The 22022-nt window shown below is 57.6% G+C and carries 21 protein-coding genes; 13 read left to right on the forward strand and 8 right to left on the reverse strand.

Going from position 1 to position 22022, the window contains the following annotated elements; genetic code table 11:
• Positions 1–50 precede the first annotated feature (50 nt).
• Positions 51–479: an Lrp/AsnC family transcriptional regulator gene (locus GOV88_RS02190; protein ID WP_171121173.1), complete on the reverse strand. Its 429-nt coding sequence runs from the start codon at positions 477–479 to the stop codon at positions 51–53.
• Positions 480–565: 86 nt separating this feature from the next.
• On the opposite strand from GOV88_RS02190, the gene rocF reads away from it, so the two are divergent.
• Together rocF and GOV88_RS02200 are read left to right on the forward strand one after the other, a co-directional pair.
• Positions 566–1486 carry an arginase gene (gene rocF / locus GOV88_RS02195; RefSeq protein WP_171239403.1) on the forward strand — a complete coding sequence of 307 codons (921 nt, stop codon included), beginning with the start codon at positions 566–568 and terminating at the stop codon, positions 1484–1486.
• Positions 1486–2529 carry an ornithine cyclodeaminase gene (locus GOV88_RS02200; RefSeq protein ID WP_171239404.1) on the forward strand — a complete coding sequence of 348 codons (1044 nt, stop codon included), beginning with the start codon at positions 1486–1488 and terminating at the stop codon, positions 2527–2529. The genes rocF and GOV88_RS02200 overlap by 1 nt, the downstream gene beginning before the upstream one ends.
• 133 nt (positions 2530–2662) lie before the next feature.
• Here GOV88_RS02200 and GOV88_RS02205 read toward each other — a convergent pair whose 3' ends face one another.
• From GOV88_RS02205 to dctP, 3 genes are all read right to left on the reverse strand, one after another.
• A complete protein-coding gene (locus GOV88_RS02205; protein WP_171121170.1) occupies positions 2663–4066 on the reverse strand; it encodes a TRAP transporter large permease in 1404 nt (467 codons plus the stop codon).
• The gene (locus tag GOV88_RS02210) at positions 4067–4699 is read right to left on the reverse strand and encodes a TRAP transporter small permease subunit (RefSeq protein ID WP_171122984.1); all 633 of its coding nucleotides are present in this window, start codon (positions 4697–4699) and stop codon (positions 4067–4069) included.
• Positions 4700–4763: 64 nt separating this feature from the next.
• Positions 4764–5780, reverse strand: coding sequence for a TRAP transporter substrate-binding protein DctP (gene dctP, locus GOV88_RS02215; protein ID WP_171239405.1), 1017 nt, complete (start codon positions 5778–5780; stop codon positions 4764–4766).
• Between the two features lie 429 nt (positions 5781–6209).
• Here dctP and acs point away from each other — a divergent pair, with 429 nt between their 5' ends.
• The 8 genes from acs (at position 6210) to GOV88_RS02255 (ending at position 15606) form a co-directional block, all read left to right on the forward strand.
• Positions 6210–8174: an acetate--CoA ligase gene (acs, locus tag GOV88_RS02220; protein WP_171239406.1), complete on the forward strand. Its 1965-nt coding sequence runs from the start codon at positions 6210–6212 to the stop codon at positions 8172–8174.
• A 7-nt stretch (positions 8175–8181) separates the two neighbouring features.
• The gene (locus tag GOV88_RS02225; protein ID WP_171239407.1) at positions 8182–8865 is read left to right on the forward strand and encodes an adenylate kinase; all 684 of its coding nucleotides are present in this window, start codon (positions 8182–8184) and stop codon (positions 8863–8865) included.
• A 183-nt stretch (positions 8866–9048) separates the two neighbouring features.
• A complete protein-coding gene (locus GOV88_RS02230; protein ID WP_171121165.1) occupies positions 9049–9333 on the forward strand; it encodes a DUF4212 domain-containing protein in 285 nt (94 codons plus the stop codon).
• A 5-nt stretch (positions 9334–9338) separates the two neighbouring features.
• Positions 9339–11123 carry a sodium:solute symporter family protein gene (locus GOV88_RS02235; protein ID WP_171239408.1) on the forward strand — a complete coding sequence of 595 codons (1785 nt, stop codon included), beginning with the start codon at positions 9339–9341 and terminating at the stop codon, positions 11121–11123.
• 112 nt (positions 11124–11235) lie between these two features.
• Positions 11236–13059 carry a DUF294 nucleotidyltransferase-like domain-containing protein gene (locus tag GOV88_RS02240; protein WP_171239409.1) on the forward strand — a complete coding sequence of 608 codons (1824 nt, stop codon included), beginning with the start codon at positions 11236–11238 and terminating at the stop codon, positions 13057–13059.
• Between the two features lie 25 nt (positions 13060–13084).
• Entirely contained in the window at positions 13085–13603 is a 519-nt protein-coding gene (locus GOV88_RS02245) for a hypothetical protein (protein ID WP_171121162.1), read from the forward strand.
• Between the two features lies 1 nt (position 13604).
• The gene (locus GOV88_RS02250) at positions 13605–15017 is read left to right on the forward strand and encodes a 3'-5' exonuclease (RefSeq protein ID WP_171239410.1); all 1413 of its coding nucleotides are present in this window, start codon (positions 13605–13607) and stop codon (positions 15015–15017) included.
• A gap of 88 nt (positions 15018–15105) precedes the next feature.
• Positions 15106–15606, forward strand: a complete 501-nt coding sequence (locus GOV88_RS02255) for a flavin reductase family protein (RefSeq protein WP_171239411.1) — start codon at positions 15106–15108, stop codon at positions 15604–15606.
• Between the two features lie 3 nt (positions 15607–15609).
• Here the strand turns inward: GOV88_RS02255 and GOV88_RS02260 are convergent, their stop codons facing one another.
• From GOV88_RS02260 to GOV88_RS02270, 3 genes are read right to left on the reverse strand one after another with little or no spacing between them, the layout of a single operon-like run.
• Positions 15610–16089 carry a DUF6505 family protein gene (locus GOV88_RS02260; protein ID WP_171239412.1) on the reverse strand — a complete coding sequence of 160 codons (480 nt, stop codon included), beginning with the start codon at positions 16087–16089 and terminating at the stop codon, positions 15610–15612.
• Entirely contained in the window at positions 16089–16784 is a 696-nt protein-coding gene (locus GOV88_RS02265; RefSeq protein WP_171134776.1) for a biotin/lipoate--protein ligase family protein, read from the reverse strand. The genes GOV88_RS02260 and GOV88_RS02265 overlap by 1 nt, the downstream gene beginning before the upstream one ends.
• Complete coding sequence (locus GOV88_RS02270; RefSeq protein WP_171239413.1) at positions 16781–17842, reverse strand: Mrp/NBP35 family ATP-binding protein; 1062 nt, start codon at positions 17840–17842, stop codon at positions 16781–16783. Before GOV88_RS02270 ends, GOV88_RS02265 begins: the two co-directional genes overlap by 4 nt.
• 89 nt (positions 17843–17931) lie before the next feature.
• Here GOV88_RS02270 and GOV88_RS02275 point away from each other — a divergent pair, with 89 nt between their 5' ends.
• Complete coding sequence (locus GOV88_RS02275; protein WP_171121157.1) at positions 17932–18660, forward strand: cytochrome c; 729 nt, start codon at positions 17932–17934, stop codon at positions 18658–18660.
• On the opposite strand, the gene GOV88_RS02280 is transcribed toward GOV88_RS02275, so the two are convergent.
• Positions 18654–20606 (reverse strand): 4Fe-4S binding protein, encoded by a 1953-nt coding sequence (locus tag GOV88_RS02280; RefSeq protein ID WP_171239414.1) that lies wholly within the window; start codon positions 20604–20606, stop codon positions 18654–18656. The genes GOV88_RS02275 and GOV88_RS02280 overlap by 7 nt on opposite strands.
• A gap of 263 nt (positions 20607–20869) precedes the next feature.
• Between GOV88_RS02280 and GOV88_RS02285 the strand changes: the two genes are divergently transcribed.
• Together GOV88_RS02285 and GOV88_RS02290 are read left to right on the forward strand one after the other, a co-directional pair.
• On the forward strand, positions 20870–21424 hold the full coding sequence (locus GOV88_RS02285; protein WP_171239415.1) for a DUF3305 domain-containing protein: 555 nt from the start codon (positions 20870–20872) through the stop codon (positions 21422–21424).
• Positions 21421–22020, forward strand: coding sequence for a DUF3306 domain-containing protein (locus tag GOV88_RS02290; protein ID WP_171239416.1), 600 nt, complete (start codon positions 21421–21423; stop codon positions 22018–22020). Before GOV88_RS02285 ends, GOV88_RS02290 begins: the two co-directional genes overlap by 4 nt.
• Positions 22021–22022: the final 2 nt, after the last annotated feature.

The following is a 22022-nucleotide window of genomic DNA, read 5'->3' on the forward strand; positions in this document are numbered from 1 at the left end:
CGCCGGGAAACTGTTGCACAATTTCATTGAACGTCAAAGCACTACGGGCGTCAGACGCGCCCCTTGCGGGTCGAGAGCAGCAGATTGGTCTCAGAACGGGTGATCCCTTCCATCCGCCGAATTTGAAAGAGGATCTCATCCAATTCAGCCAAGGTTTCGGTCCCGATTTCCGCAATCAGATCCCAGCTTCCATTGGTCGAATGCACGGCTCGAACCTGCGGCAAAGCCGCGATCCGCGACATGGTCCGTTCGGTGCCGCGGCCTTCGATCTCAAGCGTCATCAAGCCGCGAACCGGGCTTTGCGCCACATCTTGCCGAGTCAGCACCGTAAACCCTACGATTTCGCCCGACTGCTTGAGGCGCTGCAAGCGGTTGCGCACTGTCGCGCGCGTTACTCCCAGCGTTTCGGCAAGCTCTGACAGCGACGCGCGGGCATCGCGGTGCAAAGCACTGAGCAATCGACCATCCAAATCGTCCATAACTACTTCTCACTTTGTATTGACAGATATCTTTTTGAACACTTTGCAGTCTATTCGCAACCCGCAACGAGTGGTTAGATAGTAATATGGATACAGGAAACGTAATATTGGTCGGCGCTCCGATGGATGCGGGTAAACGCCGGCAAGGTTGTCGAATGGGTCCTGACGCTTATCGAGTGGCAGGATTGGAGCAGGCTCTGGCAAACTTGGGACATACGGTTCAGGACGTCGGTGACATTCGTGCAGACGACACTGACATACCGCCGCATGATCACCTGTTTGCCCTGCCGGAATGCGTGGGCTGGACGCACGCGCTAAGTCGCGTCGCCCAAGAAACCGCGGCGAAGGGACTGCCTATCTTTATGGGCGGCGACCACGCTTTGTCGATGGGAACGGTCAAAGGCATGTCTGAATATGCCGACGGAATTGACCGACCCCTGTTTGTGCTCTGGCTGGATGCGCATAGCGACTTCCACACGCCCGGCAGCACCGACAGCGGCAACCTGCACGGCACACCTGTCGCCTATTTCACCGGTCAGCCGGGTTTTGATGGCTTTCCGGCGGTAACGATCCCAGTTCCAACCGATCGCGTTGGCATGATCGGTCTGCGTTCTGTTGACCCAGCCGAGCGGCAAAGGCTTGAACAAGACAACGCGATGCTGGCCGACATGCGCAGCATCGACGAACATGGAATCAAAGCCCCTCTGATGGCATTCCTTGACAGGGTACGGGCAGCAAACGGAATCCTGCATGTTTCGCTCGATGTGGATTTCCTCGACCCCTCGATCGCACCAGCCGTCGGCACGACCGTTCCCGGCGGCGCAACCGAACGCGAAGCGCATCTGGTTATGGAGCTTCTACACGAAAGCGGGCTTGTGTGCTCATTGGACCTGGTTGAGCTGAACCCCTTTCTGGATGAACGCGGTAGAACCGCAAAACTGATGGTCGATCTGGCCGCCTCTTTGCTGGGGCGTCGAATCTTTGACCGCCCGACCCGGAGTTTTTGATGACACAACCTTCTGACAAGGCACTGGTGCCATTTGTTTCTGTCGACAACATGATGCGATTGGTACACCACATCGGCGTCGAGCGCATGATCACGCAGATCGCGACCCAGATTGAAGCCGACTTCAAGCGGTGGGAAAGTTTCGACAAAACACCGCGTATACCTGCGCACTCACCGCATGGCGTTATCGAGCTTATGCCAACGTCGGACGGTGAAGCCTACGGATTCAAATACGTCAACGGTCATCCCAAAAACACGTCAGAAGGGCTGCAAACCGTCACGGCCTTTGGTCTGCTGGCCGACGTGTATACCGGCTATCCCACATTGCTGACCGAGATGACCCTTTTGACGGCATTGCGAACCGCGGCGACCTCTGCGCTTGTGGGCAGCTATTTGGCTCCGAAATCGGCCACATCGATGGCTATGATCGGCAATGGCGCGCAGTCCGAGTTCCAATGCCTGGCCTTCAAGGCAATGTGCGGAATTGATACGGTACGCTTGTATGACACCGATCCAAATGCAACTCAGAAATGCGCCTCGAACCTCGAGGCATCTGGCCTGACGGTCGTTTGCTGCAAAACGCCTGAAGACGCCATTGAGGGTGCTCAGATCATCACCACCTGCACCGCCGACAAGAAATACGCAACAATTCTGACCGATAACATGGTCGGCCCCGGCGTTCATATCAACGCCATCGGCGGCGACTGCCCCGGCAAAACCGAGTTGCACCGGGATATCCTGCTAAGGTCAGAGATTTTCGTCGAATATCCTGAACAAACCCGCATTGAAGGTGAAATCCAGGCGCTTGATCAGGATCACCCCGTCACCGAAATGTGGCAGGTCATAACTGGGCAAGCTCCGGGTCGGCGCGACGACCGACAAATCACCCTGTTCGACAGTGTCGGTTTTGCAATCGAGGATTTCTCGGCCCTGCGCTACATCAAAACCACAATCGACGGGACAGATTTCTACGAGCCGCTCGATATGCTGGCTGACCCTGACGATCCGCGCGACCTGTACGGAATGTTGATGCGAGCAAGTTGATTGGGGGCGCTGCCCCCGCCGCCCTGCGGGCGACTCCCCGGGATATTTAGGGCCAGATGAAGTGCGGGATCCGTTCTTCATCTTGCCAAAAATATCCCGGAGCGCGAGGCAGAGCCTCGCAAAATACAAACTGCTAACTGGCAAGCGACGGAAGATAGAGAACTATTCCCGGGAACGCGACAAGCAATGCGATAGTGACCGCGTCTGCGACAAAGAAGGGGGTCACCCCTTTAAAAACGTCCTGAACACTCAGGTCTGGGCGTACACCTGCAACAACAAAGCAATTCAAACCGATCGGTGGTGTGATGAGGCAGAACTCGGCCATCTTGACTACAAGGATTCCAAACCAGATGGCGCACATCGGCCCAGACATGCCAAAAGCACTATCTGCTGCGCTGACAGTCTCGCCACCGTTCAGCGCCATGACCGCCGGGTAAACAACCGGCAAGGTCAGCAAGAGCATCCCGATGGCATCCATGAACATCCCCAGCACCGCATAGGCGAGCAGGATACAAATCAGGATCAGCATCGGGGACATTTCCAACCCGGTGATCCAATCCGAGAAAGCGCCCGGCAAGTCGGCAAATCCCAAAAAACGCACGTAGATCAGAACGCCCCAGATGATCGAAAAGATCATCGCAGTCAGCTTTGCAGTCTCGAGCAGTGCGGACTTCAGCTCGGTCCAGCGCATCCCGTGGAAAAGAGCGAAGCAGAACACGATAAATGCGCCGATTGCTCCGCCTTCGGTCGGTGTGCCCCATGCTTTTTCACCAAATGGGTTATAGACGAAACAGATGATTATCAGGATCACGGCCACGATCGGAAATGCACCCGGCAGCGCGGCAAAACGCTGTTTCCATGTAAAGCCGGTGACCGGTGGGCCAACGGACTTGAACACAACCGCAATCCCCACGATCAGCAATCCATAGACCACGGCCGAGAACGCGCCCGGAATGAAACCGGCCAACAGGAGCTTTCCAACGTCCTGTTCAACGATAATGGCATAGATCACAAGGATCGCAGAGGGTGGGATCAATGACGCCAAAGTTCCGCCAGCCGCAACCACACCCGCGGCGAACTGCTTGTTGTACCCGACCTTCAGCATCTCGGGGATCGCGATGCGTGCGAATACTGCTGACGTCGCAACCGAGGCGCCGGATACAGCCGCGAAGCCCGCCGTCGCGAATACGGTCGATACGGCCAACCCTCCCGGCACCCAGGCGACCCAACGCTTGGCCGCCTCAAACAATGCGCGGGTCAGGCCTGCATAGTAAGCAAGGTACCCGATCAGGATGAAAGTCGGGATCAGGCTAAGGGTGTGGGCTGCGACTTTGGAATGCGGCACCTGCCCCGCCGTTTTGACGGCAACCGTCAGAGCCTTGCCGAACCGGTCCGGGTCGTAACCGAACTTGGCCCAGAAAATCCAAACCAACCCCACCAATCCGGCCAGACCAGCAGCAAAAGCCACGCGCATACCTGTGACGACCAATACAAGCAGGCCACCGGTGACCCAGAGCCCGATGTCAATACTGTCCATCTACTCGTCCTGCCCCTCAAATTGCTCGGCTTCGGCTGCGGCTTGCGCGGCGGCATCCTGAATTAAGGGCACGGCCACGGGGTTTTCCAACCCAAGAATAAAGGCCCGCCCATATCCCCAGATTTGCAGGACCAAACGCACACACAGCACAGAAAACGCGACAGGTGCCAACAGTTTTGCAGGCCAAAGCGGGATACCAATGTCGATCGAGCTGTCGCGGCTCCACAATGGTGCGCCGAAATCGAATGAGCGGTCGAAATGCGACCAGCTTCCCCAGACAAGAGCCAGCATCAACACAAGGATAAGGACGACCGAGATCAGTTCGAACAGCCAAAGCGCCCGACCGTGCAGGCGAGAGATCACGATATCCATACGTATATGTCCCCCGTCACGCTGAACGAAAGACACGCCAAGAAACGCAATCAGTGGCATGGCCTGTTCGATCCAGTCCACATAGCCGGGTAAAGGCGCGTTGAATGCGTTGCGTCCGCTGACTGACACAACCGCAAGAACCATCAGGCCAAAGACAGCGAGGCCGCTTATCAGGGCAAGAAACCGCTCTATCCTAAGCAGATGGTGATCAAGCCGGCTGAGGCGACTGCCATCTTCCAGCACCGTGGCCTGTCCTGCCATTCCGGTGATCCCCTTGTTTATTATTGGTATCCGGGTGCCCTGCCAGGCACCCGGAACATGCAGATCAGTTTCCGCTGCGCTGCTGTTGCAACGTGGTTTGAACCAGATCATACAATTCCTGTGCAGGCAGACCCTGCGCAGACATGTCAGCAATCCACTGTTCACGGATCGGATCGGCGGCCTTTGTGCGGAATTCTTCGATCACCGCATCGTCGATCATGACCTTTTCAACGCCCTTTTCGGACAAAACGCCGTCCCACTGCTCCAACAGCCCGCCATAGTTGGCAAGGTAGTGTTCAATCGCCTCGTCGATCGAACTGTTGAGCGCTTCACGGTGCTCGGCCGGCAGTGCCTCATACGCGTCGATGTTTACAACAACGGGGCAGTTAACAGTGCCGGGGTTCAGGTTTGCGGTCCACCAGTCTGCTTCGTTAATGGTTCCAAAGGACAGGTGTGCGTGCTGGGCAAATGCAACAGTGTCAACAACACCTGATTCCATTGCATTGAACGCCTCGGTCGCGGGAACCGATGTCGGTACGCCGCCAACGGCCTCGAATGCCTGTCCCAGACCGCCCGTCGCACGTACCCGCATTCCATCGAAATCCGCCAAGGTTGCGCGCGGATCGCCTGTGCCAACAAGGTTATACTGCGGCATCGGCGAGGTCATGATGATGCGCGCGTTCCACTGGGCCATCTCATCCTGGACTGCTGGATGGTCGTAAACGGCATGGCTGACGGCCACTTCTTCGTCCAACGTGTTTACGCCCAGGAACGGCAGCTCCAGAACCGTGATCGCCCGGTTCTTGTCGCGGTGATACCCAGCGCAGAACTGAGCCATTTCAAAGGCTCCTATCTCGATCCCATCCAGGTTTTCACGTGGCTTGGACAAACCGCCATAGCTGACATTGATCGTAAATTCACCGCCTGTCTTTTCGCTGACCAGTTCGGCCAGCTTCTCAACATGCTCGGTAAAGGCGCGGCGCTTGCCCCAAACCGAGGCGCTCCATTCGGTTGCTGCGGCTTCGGACACGAAAGCAACGGTCAAAGCGGCGACGGCGGCACCGCTCAACATCTTATTCATCATGATTTCTCCCTTTGTTGCGCCTCCTACCGGGGCGCTTGGGAACAAAGCTAGCGCCAACATTTGAACGTGCCAACCCCCGGCACACAGTACATCCTCTTGTTCCTCGAATCTGTTGGGCGCTAACAACCAAAAGATGATTTTCTAATACCTATTGCCTATGGTTCAGATGTCAGCTTTTACACGTCAATTCAATTACAACTAATTATCTGTTTTTGAAATATTTTTAGGAAAAATTTTTAAATTCATTTTCTGTTTTCCGAGATGCACAGAAATTTATTTACAAACTAATCTATAGTTTTCTGTAATTTATTCCCTTGTTTTCAGTTCTCCGTATTATTCGGTACCGGGAGGATGCGGGTCGACATTGCCAAATCAGCAGGCAAAATCGGGCCCGTAAATTTCAGTCCTAGAGGGAGGAGCCTCAGAATGACAACCGCTGCCCAGGCAGATGCCAATGTTTATCCGCCATCCGCAGAAACCGTTGCGCGTGCACATGTCGATGCTGACAAATATTCCGAAATGTACGCAGCCTCCGTCAACGATCCCGACGCCTTTTGGGGCGAGCAGGGAAAGCGTATCGATTGGATCAAACCTTTCACCCAGGTCAAGGATGTCAGCTATGATTTCGGCTCGGTCGGAATCAACTGGTTTGCTGATGGCACGCTGAACGTTTCAGCCAACTGTCTGGATCGCCATCTTGAAACACGCGGCGATCAGACAGCGATCATCTGGGAGCCGGATGATCCAAATGACGCGGCCCAGCATATCACCTATTCGGAACTGCACCGTCGCACCTGCCGGATGGCAAATATCCTCGAGTCGATGGGTGTGCGCAAAGGCGACCGCGTGGTGATCTATCTGCCGATGGTCCCCGAAGCAGCCTATGCGATGCTGGCTTGTGCGCGGATCGGCGCGATCCATTCTATTGTGTTTGCAGGTTTCTCGCCGGACGCTCTGGCGGCGCGGATCAATGGCTGCGACGCGAAGGTTGTCATCACAGCAGACGAAGCGCCGCGCGGAGGCCGCAAGACCCCGCTGAAATCCAACGCCGATGCGGCGCTGCTGCACTGCAAGGACACTGTTAAATGCCTTGTGGTCAAGCGCACCAACGGCCAGACCACGTGGATCAGCGGCCGCGACTTTGACTACAACGAAATGGCGCTTGAGGCGGATGACTATTGCGCCCCGGCGGAAATGAATGCCGAAGACCCGCTGTTCATCCTCTATACCTCTGGTTCGACAGGTCAGCCCAAGGGTGTTGTACACACCACTGGCGGCTACATCGTTTATGCATCGCTGACTCACGAAGTGACGTTCGATTACCACGACGGCGACATCTATTGGTGTACAGCGGATGTGGGCTGGGTTACCGGCCACAGCTATATCGTCTATGGCCCACTGGCCAACGGTGCGACTACACTGATGTTCGAAGGCGTCCCGACCTATCCCGATGCAGGCCGCTTTTGGGAGGTTTGCGCCAAGCACAAGGTAAACCAATTCTACACCGCCCCTACCGCGATCCGCGCGCTGATGGGTCAGGGCAAAGAGTTTGTTGAAAAGCACGACCTCAGCGACCTGCGCCTGCTGGGCACGGTGGGTGAACCGATCAACCCAGAAGCGTGGAACTGGTACAATGACGTGGTCGGCCAGGGTAAATGCCCGATCGTCGATACGTGGTGGCAGACTGAAACTGGCGGTCACATGATGACCCCCCTGCCCGGCGCACATTCGACCAAGCCCGGCTCGGCGATGAAGCCCTTCTTTGGTGTGCAGCCCGTGGTTCTGGACCCGCAGTCGGGTGTCGAGATCCAAGGCAACGGGGTCGAGGGTGTGTTGTGCATCAAGGACAGTTGGCCCGGGCAAATGCGCACCATCTGGGGCGATCATGAGCGGTTCGAAAAGACCTATTTCTCGGACTACAAAGGCTATTACTTCACCGGTGACGGCTGCCGTCGTGACGAGGGTGGCGATTACTGGATCACCGGACGTGTTGACGACGTAATCAACGTCTCGGGGCACCGCATGGGCACCGCCGAGGTGGAAAGCGCGCTGGTTGCCCACGCTGCCGTGGCTGAAGCCGCTGTGGTCGGGTATCCCCATGAAATCAAGGGTCAGGGCATCTATTGCTATGTCACTCTGATGAATGATCGTGAGCCTTCGGATGATCTGCTGAAAGAACTGCGCACTTGGGTACGGACCGAGATCGGACCGATTGCCTCGCCGGACGTGATCCAGTGGGCGCCAGGTCTGCCAAAAACCCGCTCGGGTAAAATCATGCGCCGTATCCTACGCAAGATCGCCGAGAATGACTTTGGCTCGCTCGGTGACACCTCGACGCTGGCTGATCCATCGGTGGTTGAAGACCTGATCGAAAACCGCGCAAATAAGTGAGGATGTGATGGACGCTGCCACGATCACCACACCCGCTGTTCTGATCCTTCTCGGCCCTCCGGGTGCCGGGAAGGGAACGCAGGCCCGGATGCTGGAAGACAAGTTCGGACTGGTTCAACTGAGCACCGGCGACCTGCTGCGCGCAGCGGTCGCTGCGGGAACAGAGGCAGGCAAAACCGCCAAAGCCGTCATGGAAGCTGGCGAGTTGGTTAGTGACGATATTGTCATCGCCATCCTGCGCGACCGTCTGGCCGAGCCGGACTGCGGCAAGGGTGTCATCCTTGACGGCTTCCCGCGCACGACAGTTCAGGCGCAGGCACTGGATACGTTGCTGTCCGAAACCAGCCAGAGGATCAACGCCGCAATCAGCCTTGAGGTTGAAGATGCGGAAATGGTCACGCGTATATCGGGCCGTTACACCTGTGCAATGTGTGGTGAAGGGTATCACGACACGTTCAAAATCCCGGCGACCGACGGGAAATGCGACAAGTGTGGCAGTTCCGAATTCAAACGTCGCGCAGATGATAACGCCGAAACCGTCGCCTCGCGCCTTGCGGCCTACCACGCGCAAACTGCGCCTCTGATCACGTATTACCAAGACCATGGCGTTCTGGAAGGACTGAACGCCATGGGCAATATCGACGACATCGCAAGCCAGCTTGAGAAAGTTGTCAGCAGCGCGATGAACTAAGGGAATGCAGCCCGCCCTGAATAAGGGCTGAATTCCTAAACGGATACTTCATCGGACCCGCCTTGGCGGATCGGAGAGGTTTTGCCTGATGCCAACCGGCCTTGGGCGTATCGGAAAGCGGCCCCAAGCACCGGTGGATTGGGCAAAGGGTCGCAACAGGAGGAAGCGAAGGAGGACCCCGCGATGGCGGATCAATCAACAAACTCCGCGCAGACTGCCGAGGCCGACAAGGGCTATTGGCAGGCCAATCTGCGTCTCATCTACATCAGCCTCGTGATCTGGGCGCTGGTGTCTTTTGGATTCGGCATTCTGCTGCGTCCGCTGCTGTCGGGTATTTCCGTGGGCGGCACCGATCTGGGCTTTTGGTTTGCCCAGCAGGGATCAATCCTGGTCTTTCTGGTGCTGATCTTCAACTACGCCTGGCGCATGAACAAACTGGACGCCGAATACGGCGTTGAGGAGGAATAAGTCCCATGGACCAGTTTACCATCAACCTGCTATTTGTCGGCGCATCCTTCGCGCTGTACATCGGCATCGCGATCTGGGCCCGTGCGGGTTCTACATCGGAATTCTACGCTGCTGGTCGCGGCGTTCACCCGGTTACCAACGGTATGGCGACAGCGGCGGACTGGATGTCTGCGGCCTCGTTCATTTCGATGGCGGGCCTGATTGCCTTTACCGGCTATGACAACTCGACCTACCTGATGGGGTGGACGGGCGGCTATGTGCTGCTGGCCCTGCTTCTGGCGCCCTATCTGCGCAAGTTCGGCAAGTTCACTGTGTCCGAATTCATCGGCGACCGGTTCTACAGCCAGACCGCCCGTATCGTTGCTGTGATCTGTCTGATCGTCGCATCGGTGACCTACGTGATCGGTCAGATGACCGGCGTTGGTGTTGCCTTTGGCCGTTTCCTTGAGGTCAGCAACACTGCCGGTCTGCTGATCGGTGCCTGTGTGGTGTTCGCCTATGCGGTGTTTGGCGGCATGAAAGGTGTGACCTACACGCAGGTCGCTCAGTACTGCGTGCTGATTACGGCCTATACTATCCCGGCGATCTTCATCTCGTTGCAACTGACAGGCACACCTGTTCCGGCGCTGGGTCTGTTTGGCGATACCGCCAGCGGTGAACCGCTGCTGGCCAAGTTGGACGCCATCGTGACCGAGCTGGGTTTCAACGAATACACCACCCACCATTCGGACACTCTGAACATGGTGCTGTTTACGCTGTCGCTGATGATCGGTACCGCCGGTCTGCCGCACGTCATCATGCGCTTTTTCACCGTTCCCAAGGTGTCTGACGCACGCTGGTCCGCCGGTTGGGCACTGGTGTTCATCGCGCTGCTGTACCTGACTGCGCCCGCAGTTGGTGCCATGGCCCGCCTGAACATCACCGACATGATGTGGCCCAATGGTGGCATCGAAGGTGGCGCCGTTTCGGTCGAACAGATCGACAATGACGCACGCTATGACTGGATGCAGACATGGCAGAAAACCGGCCTGCTGGACTGGGAAGACAAGAACGGCGACGGCAAGATCCAGTACTACAACGACGCAAATGCCGACATGCAGGCACTTGCCGAGGAAAAAGGCTGGGTCGGAAACGAGCTGACCAAGTTCAACCGTGACATCCTGGTTCTGGCCAACCCCGAGATCGCAAACCTGCCAAGCTGGGTTATCGGTCTGGTTGCTGCCGGTGGTCTTGCGGCCGCTCTGTCAACCGCTGCGGGCCTGCTGCTGGCGATCTCGTCGGCGGTGTCCCACGACCTGATCAAAGGTGCGATCAACCCGCAGATCTCGGAAAAAGGAGAGCTTCTGTCGGCACGGATCGCAATGGCTGTTGCCATCGCGGTTGCAACCTATCTGGGTCTGAATCCTCCGGGATTTGCGGCGCAGACAGTTGCGCTGGCCTTCGGTCTGGCGGCGGCCTCGATCTTCCCGGCGCTGATGATGGGGATCTTCTCGACCCGCATCAACAATGTCGGCGCGGTCGCGGGTATGCTGGCCGGTCTGGTTGTGACCCTGATCTACATCTTCCTGCACAAAGGCTGGCTGTTCATTCCGGGCACCAACTCGTTCACAGATGCTGATCCGCTGCTGGGTCCGATCAAGTCGACCTCGTTCGGTGCGATCGGTGCCATGGTCAACTTTGCCATCGCCTACTTTGTAGCAGGCGCGACCAAAGAGACCCCGGAAGAGATCAAAGATATGGTCGAAAGCATCCGCATTCCCCGTGGCGCGGGCGCAGCTCAGGATCACTGAGCCATGATGCGGCCCCAAGGCCTCTTGCCAAAGGCTGCATCTTTCGACTGACTACTCCCGCCCGGCACACCACCGGGCGGGATTTTTCAACCCCGAAACCGCGGAGTATCCGATGCCCCTGTCCCATGACGAGATCACTCGGTTTCTGAAATCCGTACATCCTTATGACGCCCTGCCAGCGGATGTTCTGGACGCGGTAGCCCATCAGATCGAAGTCTGGGAAGTCGAAGAGGGTTACCCGGTATACGAGCTGGGCCACACCCTGCCCGGCGTCTTTGTGATCTACGAAGGACAGGTGGAAATAAAGGATGGGAATGACGCGGTCGTATCTCATCTGGGATTGCGAAACTCCTTTGGCGAACGAGGCCTTTTAAAGGGTGGAAAGGCCGCGACGAAGGCCAAGGCGCATACGCCCTCGGTGCTGCTGGTTTTGCCACCCGATCTGGTGCGTGATCTGATCGACGGGCATCCGGTCGTATCCAAATTCTTCAATCGAACCCGCGACACCCGGTCTGGCCCTCAGAGTTTGGCGACAAGCGCCATAGACGTTTTGATGGCGCATAACCCGGCCACCTGCCCGCCTACCACAACAGTGCGCGAGGCGGCGAAGATGATGCGCGACAAACACATCTCATCGCTCTGCGTGACCGAAGGCGAGGCGCTGCTTGGAATCGTAACGCTGCGCGATATCTCGGGTAAATTCGTGGCCGATGGGCTGCCGAACGACACACCTGTGTCGGGCATCATGACGGCTGATCCGATTACCTTGTTACCCTCGGACATTGGATCAGATGTTCTGCACATCATGATGGAGCGCGGGATTGGCCATATCCCGATCTCGGAAGGTGGGCGGCTTGTCGGTATCGTAACGCAGACCGACCTGACCCACTATCAGGCGGTGAATTCCGCCGAACTTGTCCGCCGGATCGCTTCGGCGCAGACGGCGCAGCAAATGGCAGCGGTGACCGAGGAAATCCCGCAGCTTTTAGTGCAATTGGTCGCCGCCGGAAACCGGCATGAGATCGTGACACGCCTGATCACGGACATCGCGGATACGGCAACCCGCAGGTTGCTGACACTGGCCGAAGCAGAACTTGGCGCGCCGCCCGTCCCTTACCTGTGGTTGGCCTGTGGATCGCAGGGTCGACAGGAACAGACGGGTGTATCGGATCAGGACAACTGCCTGATGCTGGATGACGACGTCACGGATGACGATATGGCCTATTTCGCGGCTCTGGCCAAATTCGTCTCGGACGGGCTGGACACCTGTGGGTATTTCTATTGCCCCGGCGACATGATGGCGACGAACCCGCGCTGGTGTCAGCCGGTGCGCGTATGGCGCGACTATTTCAAAGGCTGGATCGCCAAACCCAACCCCGAGGCACAGATGCTGGCCTCGGTCATGTTCGACCTGCGTCCGATCGGTGGCGCGTTTAAATTGTTTGATGACCTGCAAGCCGACACGCTTGCCGCGGCCAAAGCAAACTCGATTTTTGTCGCGCACATGATCTCGAATTCACTGAAACACACCCCGCCGCTAGGACTGCTGCGCGGCTTCGCGACAATTAGATCAGGTGAGCATCGCAACACGCTGGATCTAAAGCATAATGGCGTTGTTCCAGTTGTGGATTTGGCGCGCATCTACAGCCTGCAGGGGGAACTGCCCGAGGCCAATACACGCGCCCGGCTCAAGGCCGCAGCCAGCGCCGGCATCCTCAGCGACTCCGGCGCGCGTGACTTGTTGGACGCTTACGATCTGATTGCCGAAACCCGGTTAGAGCATCAGGTTCGACTTGTGAAAGGCGAAAAGGCACCGGACAATTTCCTGCCCCCCTCTGACTTGTCGGACTTTGAGCGAAGCCATCTGCGCGACGCCTTCGTTGTGGTAAAAACGATGCAATCCGCGGTAGGGCATGGAAAAGGAATGCTCGGCTGAACCAGCCGGAATTGGGAGAGAATGAATGTTCCTGGAATTGATCGCCACAATCTTTGTCGGCATCGCCTGTGCGGGCGTCGTGATGCTGGTGAACAAGCTGGTCAAAGGGCGTCTGCCCAAATGGATAGCCCCTGTCGCCGCTGGGCTGGGCATGATCGTGGCGACGATCAGCAGCGAATATTCGTGGTACGACCGCACGTCTGACACCCTGCCCGAAGGCATGGAGGTCATCCAACAAGTTGAAAGTCGTGCCTTCTATCGCCCGTGGACGTATGCGGTGCCTTATGTGGAACGCTTTGCGGCAATCGACACCGCCTCGGTCCGCAGCAACGAACAAGTGCCGGATCAACGGCTGGTTGATATCTATTTCTTTGGCCGCTGGTCACCGGTTTCGAAACTGCCGGTCGCGGTCGACTGCGCTCAGAATCTGCGGGCCAATCTGGCAGACGGCGCGGAATTCAGCGCGGACGGCCAGTTGCTGAACGCTGACTGGATCAAGGGGGAAACCAACGACCCGATCATCGAGGCCACCTGCGGAGTGTAACATGCTGATCCGGCTAAGCCTGCGCCTGCGCATTTTCCTGTTTTTCTGCCTGCTGGCTGTTGGTGGCCTGGCGGTTAGTTCGACCGCGCTGTGGGTCAGTTATCAGCGCATCGCTGACCCAGAACTTATCAATGCGTTTGTCTTTGCGGAAATCCTCATGGCGTTCGGATTTGTCGCTCTGATCGTCGCGGTTTGGCTGTTGTTCGACGACAACGTCGCAAAACCGATTGAGCGGCTCTCGGCTGAACTGCGTGCCCGGGCCCATGCGGGGGTCAGCACCGACATGGACGTTCAGGCCGCAAGGTATCTTGGGGATCTGGCCCCGGCCGCCGCCGGGTTGGCAGGTCAGTTGTCGGAAAAAACCATGGGTGTCGCCGAAGCTGTCGCTGCCGAAACCGCTCATCTGGCTGCCGAAAAGCAAAGGCTGACCGCTCTTCTGACCGAAATTCCGGTTGCCATGGTTCTGGCAAGTCCGACGCATAAGATCGTTCTGTACGACGGACAGGCCGCGCAAGTTCTGGCGCAAATCGCCCACCCCCGCTTGAATTCGTCGCTGTTTGAATACTTGAAGCCGCGCCCGTTGGAAGACGCCTATGCTGCCTTGGCAAAAACAGGGCGGGAAGTCATCTGCGACCTTACGAGTATCGACGGAACGCAAACATTTTCTGCCCGGATGAAACCCCTGGGGGATGCGCCGGGATATATGTTGATCCTCGAAGACAGCGCGGCCAACATTTCGCCCGAGGCAGCCCGACCACTTGTGTATGATTTTGACCTTTTGAACTCTGACACTGACACCGAGTTTGACTCCAAGGCGTTGCGGGACTTGTGTTTTGTTGTATTCGATACCGAAACCACGGGGCTTTTACCGCATAAGGATGAGATCGTTCAGATCGGAGCAGTCCGGGTTGTGAATGGGCGCATCGTTGCAGGTGAAAACCTTGATATACTGGTGAACCCCGGCATACCCATCCCGCCGGCTTCGACCAAAGTGCACAAGATCAATGACCGGATGGTCCAAGACTCGCCGGACATCACGGAAGCCGGGCGCGTATTCCACAAATTCGCGCGTGATGCGGTCATCGTCGCCCATAATGCACCGTTTGACATGGCGTTCCTGCGACGGCACGCGAAACGGATGGATGTGGATTGGAACCACCCGATACTTGATACAGTTCTTTTGTCGGCCGTGCTGTTCGGTGCCAGCGACAAACACACGCTGGATGCTTTGTGCGACAGGCTAGACATCACCATCCCGGTTGAACTGCGCCATACGGCACTAGGTGATGCGGTGGCGACGGCTGAAGCCCTCGTCAAAATGCTGCCGATGCTACAGGCGCGCGGGATGAACACGTTTGGGGCGGTGATCGAAGCAACGCGTCAGCACGGTCGACTGCTGGAAGACCTGAACTGAGCGGGAAAAATACGCCGCAGACTCAGCTTTTCGTGGACAATCCCCACATGCCGTGGCACCTGATGCGCGGCCACGGATTGAGCGGAAGATGACGGAAAACACCTTTACACCAACGACAGACCAAAGCACCGCGTTCCGCGAGGCCTTGGGGTGCTTTGGCACAGGTGTAACCGTTGTAACCACCAATACGGCACAGGGGCCGCGGGCAATCACGGTGAATTCGTTCTCATCCGTGTCTTTGGACCCGCCTCTCGTGTTGTGGTGTCTGGCCAAGGACTCGAACAGATACGATGCGTTCAAGGATTGTCGGCACTATTCCATTCACGTGATGGCCGAGGAACAACAGGAACAGGCCGTGAAATTCGCGCGGAATGGCGAGGACTTCTCGCATGCGGATTGGGTTTCTGACCATATCGGCCGCCCGCAACTGGAGAATTGTCTGGCGCGGTTCGACTGTCACCTGCACGCCTGTCACGAAGCGGGGGATCACTTGATCCTTGTGGGTCTGGTCGAAAAAGTCATGTATCGCACTGGTAAAGGCCTGATCTTCAAACGCGGTCAATTTGGCGGTTTCGCCGACCTGCTTTAGGCGTCAGTCGTCAAGCGAGCCGTGAACGGCCAATGCTTCAAGCTGCGTTTCTTGTGGCGTGATTATCCGGTACGCCTCATGAACACCTGTATCTGACAATTCACGGGCAACCGTCAGCAACGTATTGGGCGCGTGTTCTTCGCACAGTTCGTTCATGTGCGCGATTTCAGACCGCGCGACGTCCAACGCCGCATCGACGGATGGTGCCCCGTAAAGGTGAACGAAGTGTTCAGCAAGGTTCCGGGTGATCTGATCAATCTCGGCCTGTTCAATTTGCGTGACGGCAACAAAAGTCACACGACCAAAGGTTTCCAGCCCCAACCACCCATTTGCAAAAGCCTGCCGTGCCTTGCCTTCAAGATCGCCTTCGCCCCAGTTCGAGAACTCGAACCCACCGGAAATGCACCACTCACCCGTTCGGGCCGGAGAGTGAAACACATTCAAGTCGCTTTCATCGAAATGGATGGCTCGGGCCAGTTTCATCATCCGTTCTCCAGTAACTCCGTCAGCGGCACCAGGTGTGTGTCTGACCCATCTCGGATCAGCATACCGAATCTTTCATCCGTTCCCAGAAAAACGCCCTTATCGCCATAAGGCTCACCAACCCCACGCAATAGACCCATCCATTCAGCATGGAGCGACGCGTTACCGTCCTCTTGCCAGCGGTTGAGCCATGTCAGCGTGTGGCGCGACCAGCTTTCGACCAACTGGGGCGCCGTGACTTCGGCACACCCTTCGTCATAAAGTGCTGTTATATCTGGGTTTTCGCCCGGCGCGTCGCTGGTTTGCAGCAAAGCCAGTTCCCAACCAACAATCAACCAATCCGGCTCCTCATCCGGCGCGTTAGTTGATGCCGCGACGTGAAACACACCGCACGTGGCGCCGTTCACGCGGATCGGTCCGTCCCAATCCAGATGCACCGCGACCTCGGGCGGGGCCAAGGCACCCAGCGCATTCTGGAATCCCACCGAACAAAGCGGCAGCATAGCCATTGCATCCTGCAAGGAAACTTCGGGCGCAAAGACAATGGCAACCCGCAGGCGGTCGGCCTGGATGTTGTAGACCACTGTTCCCGCATCACATCCCAGCGCGGCCATGGCCTGAGCACGCTGGAACGGGTCCTCTCCGCCCTGAACTGGGTGACCCGTCAGCAATGGGGGAAAGACCGGTTCGCTCATACGTTGCCCTTGGCAATCAGGTCGCGGGCAATCTTGCGGAATGCCTCGGCCTGAGGGCTGTCGGGTTTACTGACCACGATGGGGGCTCCACCATCCGCCGCGACCCGAATGTCCAGGTGCAAGGGAATTTCCCCCAACAACGGAACACCCAGCGACTCGGCTTCGGAGGCAACGCCACCGTGACCGAACACGTGTTCCTCATGCCCGCAGTTCGAACAGATATGAGTGGACATATTCTCAATCATCCCGACGATCGGTGTCTTGAGTTGGTTGAACATGTCGATCCCCTTTCGGGCGTCGATCAGGGCAACATCCTGCGGAGTCGACACAACGATCGCCCCATCCACCTTGAACTTCTGGCTCAGCGTTAGCTGGACATCACCGGTACCCGGCGGCAAGTCGACGATCAGTACGTCAAGCGCACCCCACTGCACCTGGTTCATCATCTGTTGCAGTGCGCCCATCAGCATCGGCCCGCGCCAAACAACCGCCTGACCTTCGTTCGTCATCAATCCCATCGACATCATGGTGACGCCGTGATTGCGCAGCGGCAGGATCGTCTTTCCATCTGGGCTGGCAGGACGACCAGAAACACCCAGCATCCGGGGTTGCGACGGGCCATACACATCAGCATCCAACAGGCCAACACGTCGCCCTTCCGCTGCAAGTGCGCAGGCTAAGTTTGAGGAAACAGTGGATTTACCGACGCCCCCCTTGCCCGACGCCACGGCAATGATCCGGTCAACACCCGGCACAGCTTGCGGTCCGGTCTGCGACGGTTTGGGCTTGGGCTTAAGATCGGGCGGTGCCTTGTCCGAATGCGCGGTCATAAGCGCCGAAACCTTGGCAACCCCGTCCACCATCTGCGCGGCCTGTTCCGCAGCAGCGCGAACCGGCTCCATCCGCTCGGCCTGTTTCGGGTCGATTTCCAGAACAAATCTGACGCTATCGCCTTCGACATTCAGTGCACGTACAACACCCGCGCTGACGATATCCTGTCCGGAAACAGGATCCGTGATCTTCTTCAGGTTCGCCAGAACCGCGTCACGCACGCTCATGCCGAAAACCCACTTAGTTGACCTACCATGTGTCTTTGTCTCTTTCTGTTTATTTGACGCATCCGGGGCGGTGCCCTTAGGCTGCTGCCATGCGCCGTGTCCTTTTGTGCCTGAGCCTGACGCTCTCCGCTACCCCCTCTTGGTCGCAAGAGGCGTTGGGACTTGCTGCCCCCACAGAGGTTACAGACTCTGGTCTGTTGCAACATATCCTTCCGCGCTTCTCTCTCAAGACCGGGATACGCGTTATTACGGATGACACAGGCGTTCTTGTTCTGGAGGCGGAACCGCCGGGCGATCCTGTCTTTGCCCGGAACGGCGTAATTTACCACTTGCGTATCCAAGATGACGCCAAACACGAAAGGTTCCGTGACTGGCTGCTTTCGGATATCGGCAAACGCACCGTGGAAGGGTTCAGCCCCAACAGCGGCCCGCCGTTTTCTGCCAGCTTTGAGGTCGCCGCCGTTCAGCAGGAAACCGTAATCGACGGCAATGCAGCATTGGGCGAAGAACTGTCGATGACTCATTGCGGGCGGTGCCACGTGATCGGCCCCAGGAACCGAATGAACGGTCTGGGCTCTACCCCATCTTTTGCGGTGCTGCGCGCGATGCCTGACTGGTCTGAACGGTTTGAGGCGTTTTTTGCCCTCAACCCCCATCCGGCCTTCACGCAAATTGAAGGGCTGACTGCTCCGTTCGATCCTGAACGCCCGTCCCCCATCCATCCTGTCGAAATGACGCTGGATGACTTGGAGGCTATTTTGGCTTTCGTATCCGTCATAAAAGCCGCCGATCTTGGCGCGCCGCTTCAGCTTCAGTGATCCTTTCTTTTTAAAAAATAGTCGTCGGTGGTGACGACCTTTGGCTTCGGATTGGACTGGAAGGGGTTGTCCGTCTGCTGAAACTGCGCGTTCACGCGGCAGTTGTCGCACATCTGGATCATCCGCGCCTTGTCCGAGGTTGCGAACATCGGGTGCGTGCCCGACAGTTTTTCCATGATACGCTCGACTGTCGATTTGACCCCGAACAGCGCCCCGCATTCGACACAGGCGAAGGGTTCTTCCTCATTCAACACCTGCTGAGACAGGGCCGCATCGCTGAGGTCCAGTTGCGGAACAAGCGTAATCGCGTTCTCGGGGCAGATCGTTTTGCACATCCCGCATTGCAGACAGGCGTCCTGCTGAAAGTTCAACTGCGGCTTGTCCGGGTTGTCGATCAATGCTCCGGATGGGCACAACGACACGCAACTCAGGCACAAGGTACAGGCGTCGGTGTTGACCGCAACGGCACCATAGGGCGCGCCTTCGGGCAATGGCAACGGTGCCTCAGCTTGTGGACTGAGGGCCTGAGCTGACAGCCGCGCAATCTGCCGGCGGTTGCCAAGCGGCAGAACCGGATCAGCCAGCGGAACCGGGGCGTTTTGTTCATACAACGCGTCGCACAGCGCATCCGGGTCTGCCTCGTCAATCAGACCAAGCGCGCCAATTCCGGCAATCGCCTGCGCCAGTTCAAGCTCACGATCCAATGCGTCCCGTTCCGTTGTCGGTGCAAGAACGACATCAACCCGTGCAAATCCGTGTGCCAGGGCAGCCAGCATTTCGGCATGACCAAAACCGGAAATCACAGCCAACTCGATCGGAATTACATCTGACGGCAGACCCCTGCCGAAACGAGCGGCAAGCCGGATCATTTCCGCCCCATGTGAATCGTGGACCAGCAGCCGAGGGGCCTGCCCTCCGGCCCGGCGATAAGTCCGCGCAAGGATATGCATCCGCGACAGCAAGGCCGATACAGGCGGGTCTTCATACGTGATTGCGGTCGATGGGCAGAGTGCTGCGCACGCTCCGCATCCCGCGCAAATCATCGGGTCAATTGCCACATGCTCACCTGCCGGAGTGATTGCTCCGGTCGGGCAGATGTCCAGGCAATTCGTACACCCGACCTGCTCGGCCCGGGAATGTGCGCAAAGGCTTTCCTCAACCCGAACGTAAAGAGGTTTCTCAAACGTGCCGACCAATTGCGCGGCGTCGAACATCATCCGTTCGACGGCGGCAGCATCCTTAGGGTCCGCACTCAGATACCCCTCACGTTTGGCGGGGGCCTGCACAAACGGGGTCCCGCCCGTAAGGTCCAATACGATGTCGCAGGACGATTTAGCCTTATCGCGCGGCTCGCTCCAGGCAAAGGCACCTCGCCCACCGGGTTCAAGTTGCTGCAAGGCGTCCATCGACAGGGTGAACCCGCCCAATGCCCCATTCAGCGATTTGATGCGCCCCCGAACAACGTCGTAGGCGCGCGACATTGGTTCGGCGTCGTCCGTCACCAAAACTGTGACGGCTAGCGCGGTTGCCAACCGCTCGGCCACGTCAAAAGCGACAGCTCCGGGTCCGATAATAAAACAGGTCCCTTCGCTGAAAACATCCATACTTGGCGTTATGGGCTGGGGCAACAAAGCCTCGGCCGCAAGGGCGGCCATCTTGGGCGCTGCATCTTTCCCTTGCTCGGACCAGCCTGCACGATCCCGCAGGTCGACGAACCCCGGCGCATCCAATTCCAATTCTTCCGCTAGCGCACGAAATACGTCCTGCTCCTGCCCGCAGGCGATAAGTGTGTCGCCTTCTTGCATTAACGCAGCCGCCGCTTCGATCTCACGGGTACATAGGGCGGTGTGAACCTTTGAGCACGCCACATCACAGGCCGACGCCAGCTTTTCGGCGTCAATGGATTGAGACCCCGCGCAGTCACAAAGAAGTATTTTGGTGCTCATATCCCCTCCCCGGACGTCGCGCCTTTTCTCAGCACAGTAGGCTGTATTCCCAAACTGGCAATGTAAACCCCACCTCAAAAACGGTTGGGTGCAGGTTTATGATCCCATTCAAGCCTTAAAACCAAGGCATCCCAAGGGTTCCTCGCAAACTTGCGATCACGGTCTACGACTAAGGTCGTAGATGTCGGGCTTGGCACAGAGCTATTTTGTGTACCATAGTGGACCGAGGGGAAGGCAGGGGAGAGCCTTCCGGGGAGGATTAAGTGGCGAAGGCCGCAAGCCAGATCGAAATGCCAATTGGCGTCGTCGTGCGCAAAACACCCGGTGTAACCCGCTGGGCCAAATGGAACTGGCGCGCCGTTGCCGTTCTGCCCGGTGCGGGACCGGCTGATTGGCTTGAAATGCGACGCGAAGGTGAGGCCATTGAATACCATGCCGCCACCTTGCCACTGACCCTCTGGGCAGATGAAACAGAAGCCTACATGGTGAACCTGTCGGACGGGCAACCGTCGATCTATTTGGTTTTGCGTGATGCGCTGGATGGGAAGCGCCCGATGGACGCAGTTCTGGTCACCGCATCCCCGTTCGAGGGGCAGGACTATGCGGATACCGGAGAAGAGATTGTCGAAAAAATCCCGATGACCGAAGGATTGATTGCCTGGGTTCGGGATTTTGCGTTGGAACATCACCGCGATGAGGTCTTCGTCAAACGCAAGCGAGACAAAAAACGCACTGATCTGGTCGAAGGTGGCAAGGGCGATGCACGCATACGGCAAACCTCGGATGTCTACCGTGCCCCGCGGAGGATTCTGCAGTGACCGAAGCGCGCGATTTCTGGTCCCGCCGCAAGGCTGCTGTTCAGGCCGAAGCCGATGCCGAACTGCTGACTGCCGAGGAACAGGCAATTTCTGCGCAAAAGGCCGAACTGGAAGAAAAGACAGACGCCGAAATTCTTGCCGAGTTCAATCTGCCCGATCCCGATCATTTGCAGGCCGGAGATGACGTGTCGGGCTTTATGGCCAAAGCTGTGCCTGACCGCCTGCGTCGCCGTGCACTGCGTCGGCTGTGGCGGCTGAACCCGGTTCTGGCCAATGTCGACGGGCTTGTTGACTATGGCGAGGATTACACAGACGCGGCCTGTGTCATCGAAAATCTGCAGACCGCTTATCAGGTCGGTAAGGGAATGCTGGCTCATGTCGAAGCATTGGCCGCCCAAGCCGAGGCTGACGAGGCCGAGGCTGACGAGACCGAGGCAGACGAGAGCGAGGCTGAAGAACCTCAGATCGAGTTGGAAGAAACCGGCACGCCCGATGCGGAACCCGTTTTGATGGCGGCCGAAATAGAACTTGATGAGCCGGACGAGGTCGAACTGGCCCCTGCCCCGCGCCGTATGAAATTTGAATTCGAAGGATGACC

The organism is Ruegeria sp. HKCCA5491 (assembly GCF_013034565.1).
In the GTDB taxonomy this organism is placed as follows: domain Bacteria; phylum Pseudomonadota; class Alphaproteobacteria; order Rhodobacterales; family Rhodobacteraceae; genus Ruegeria.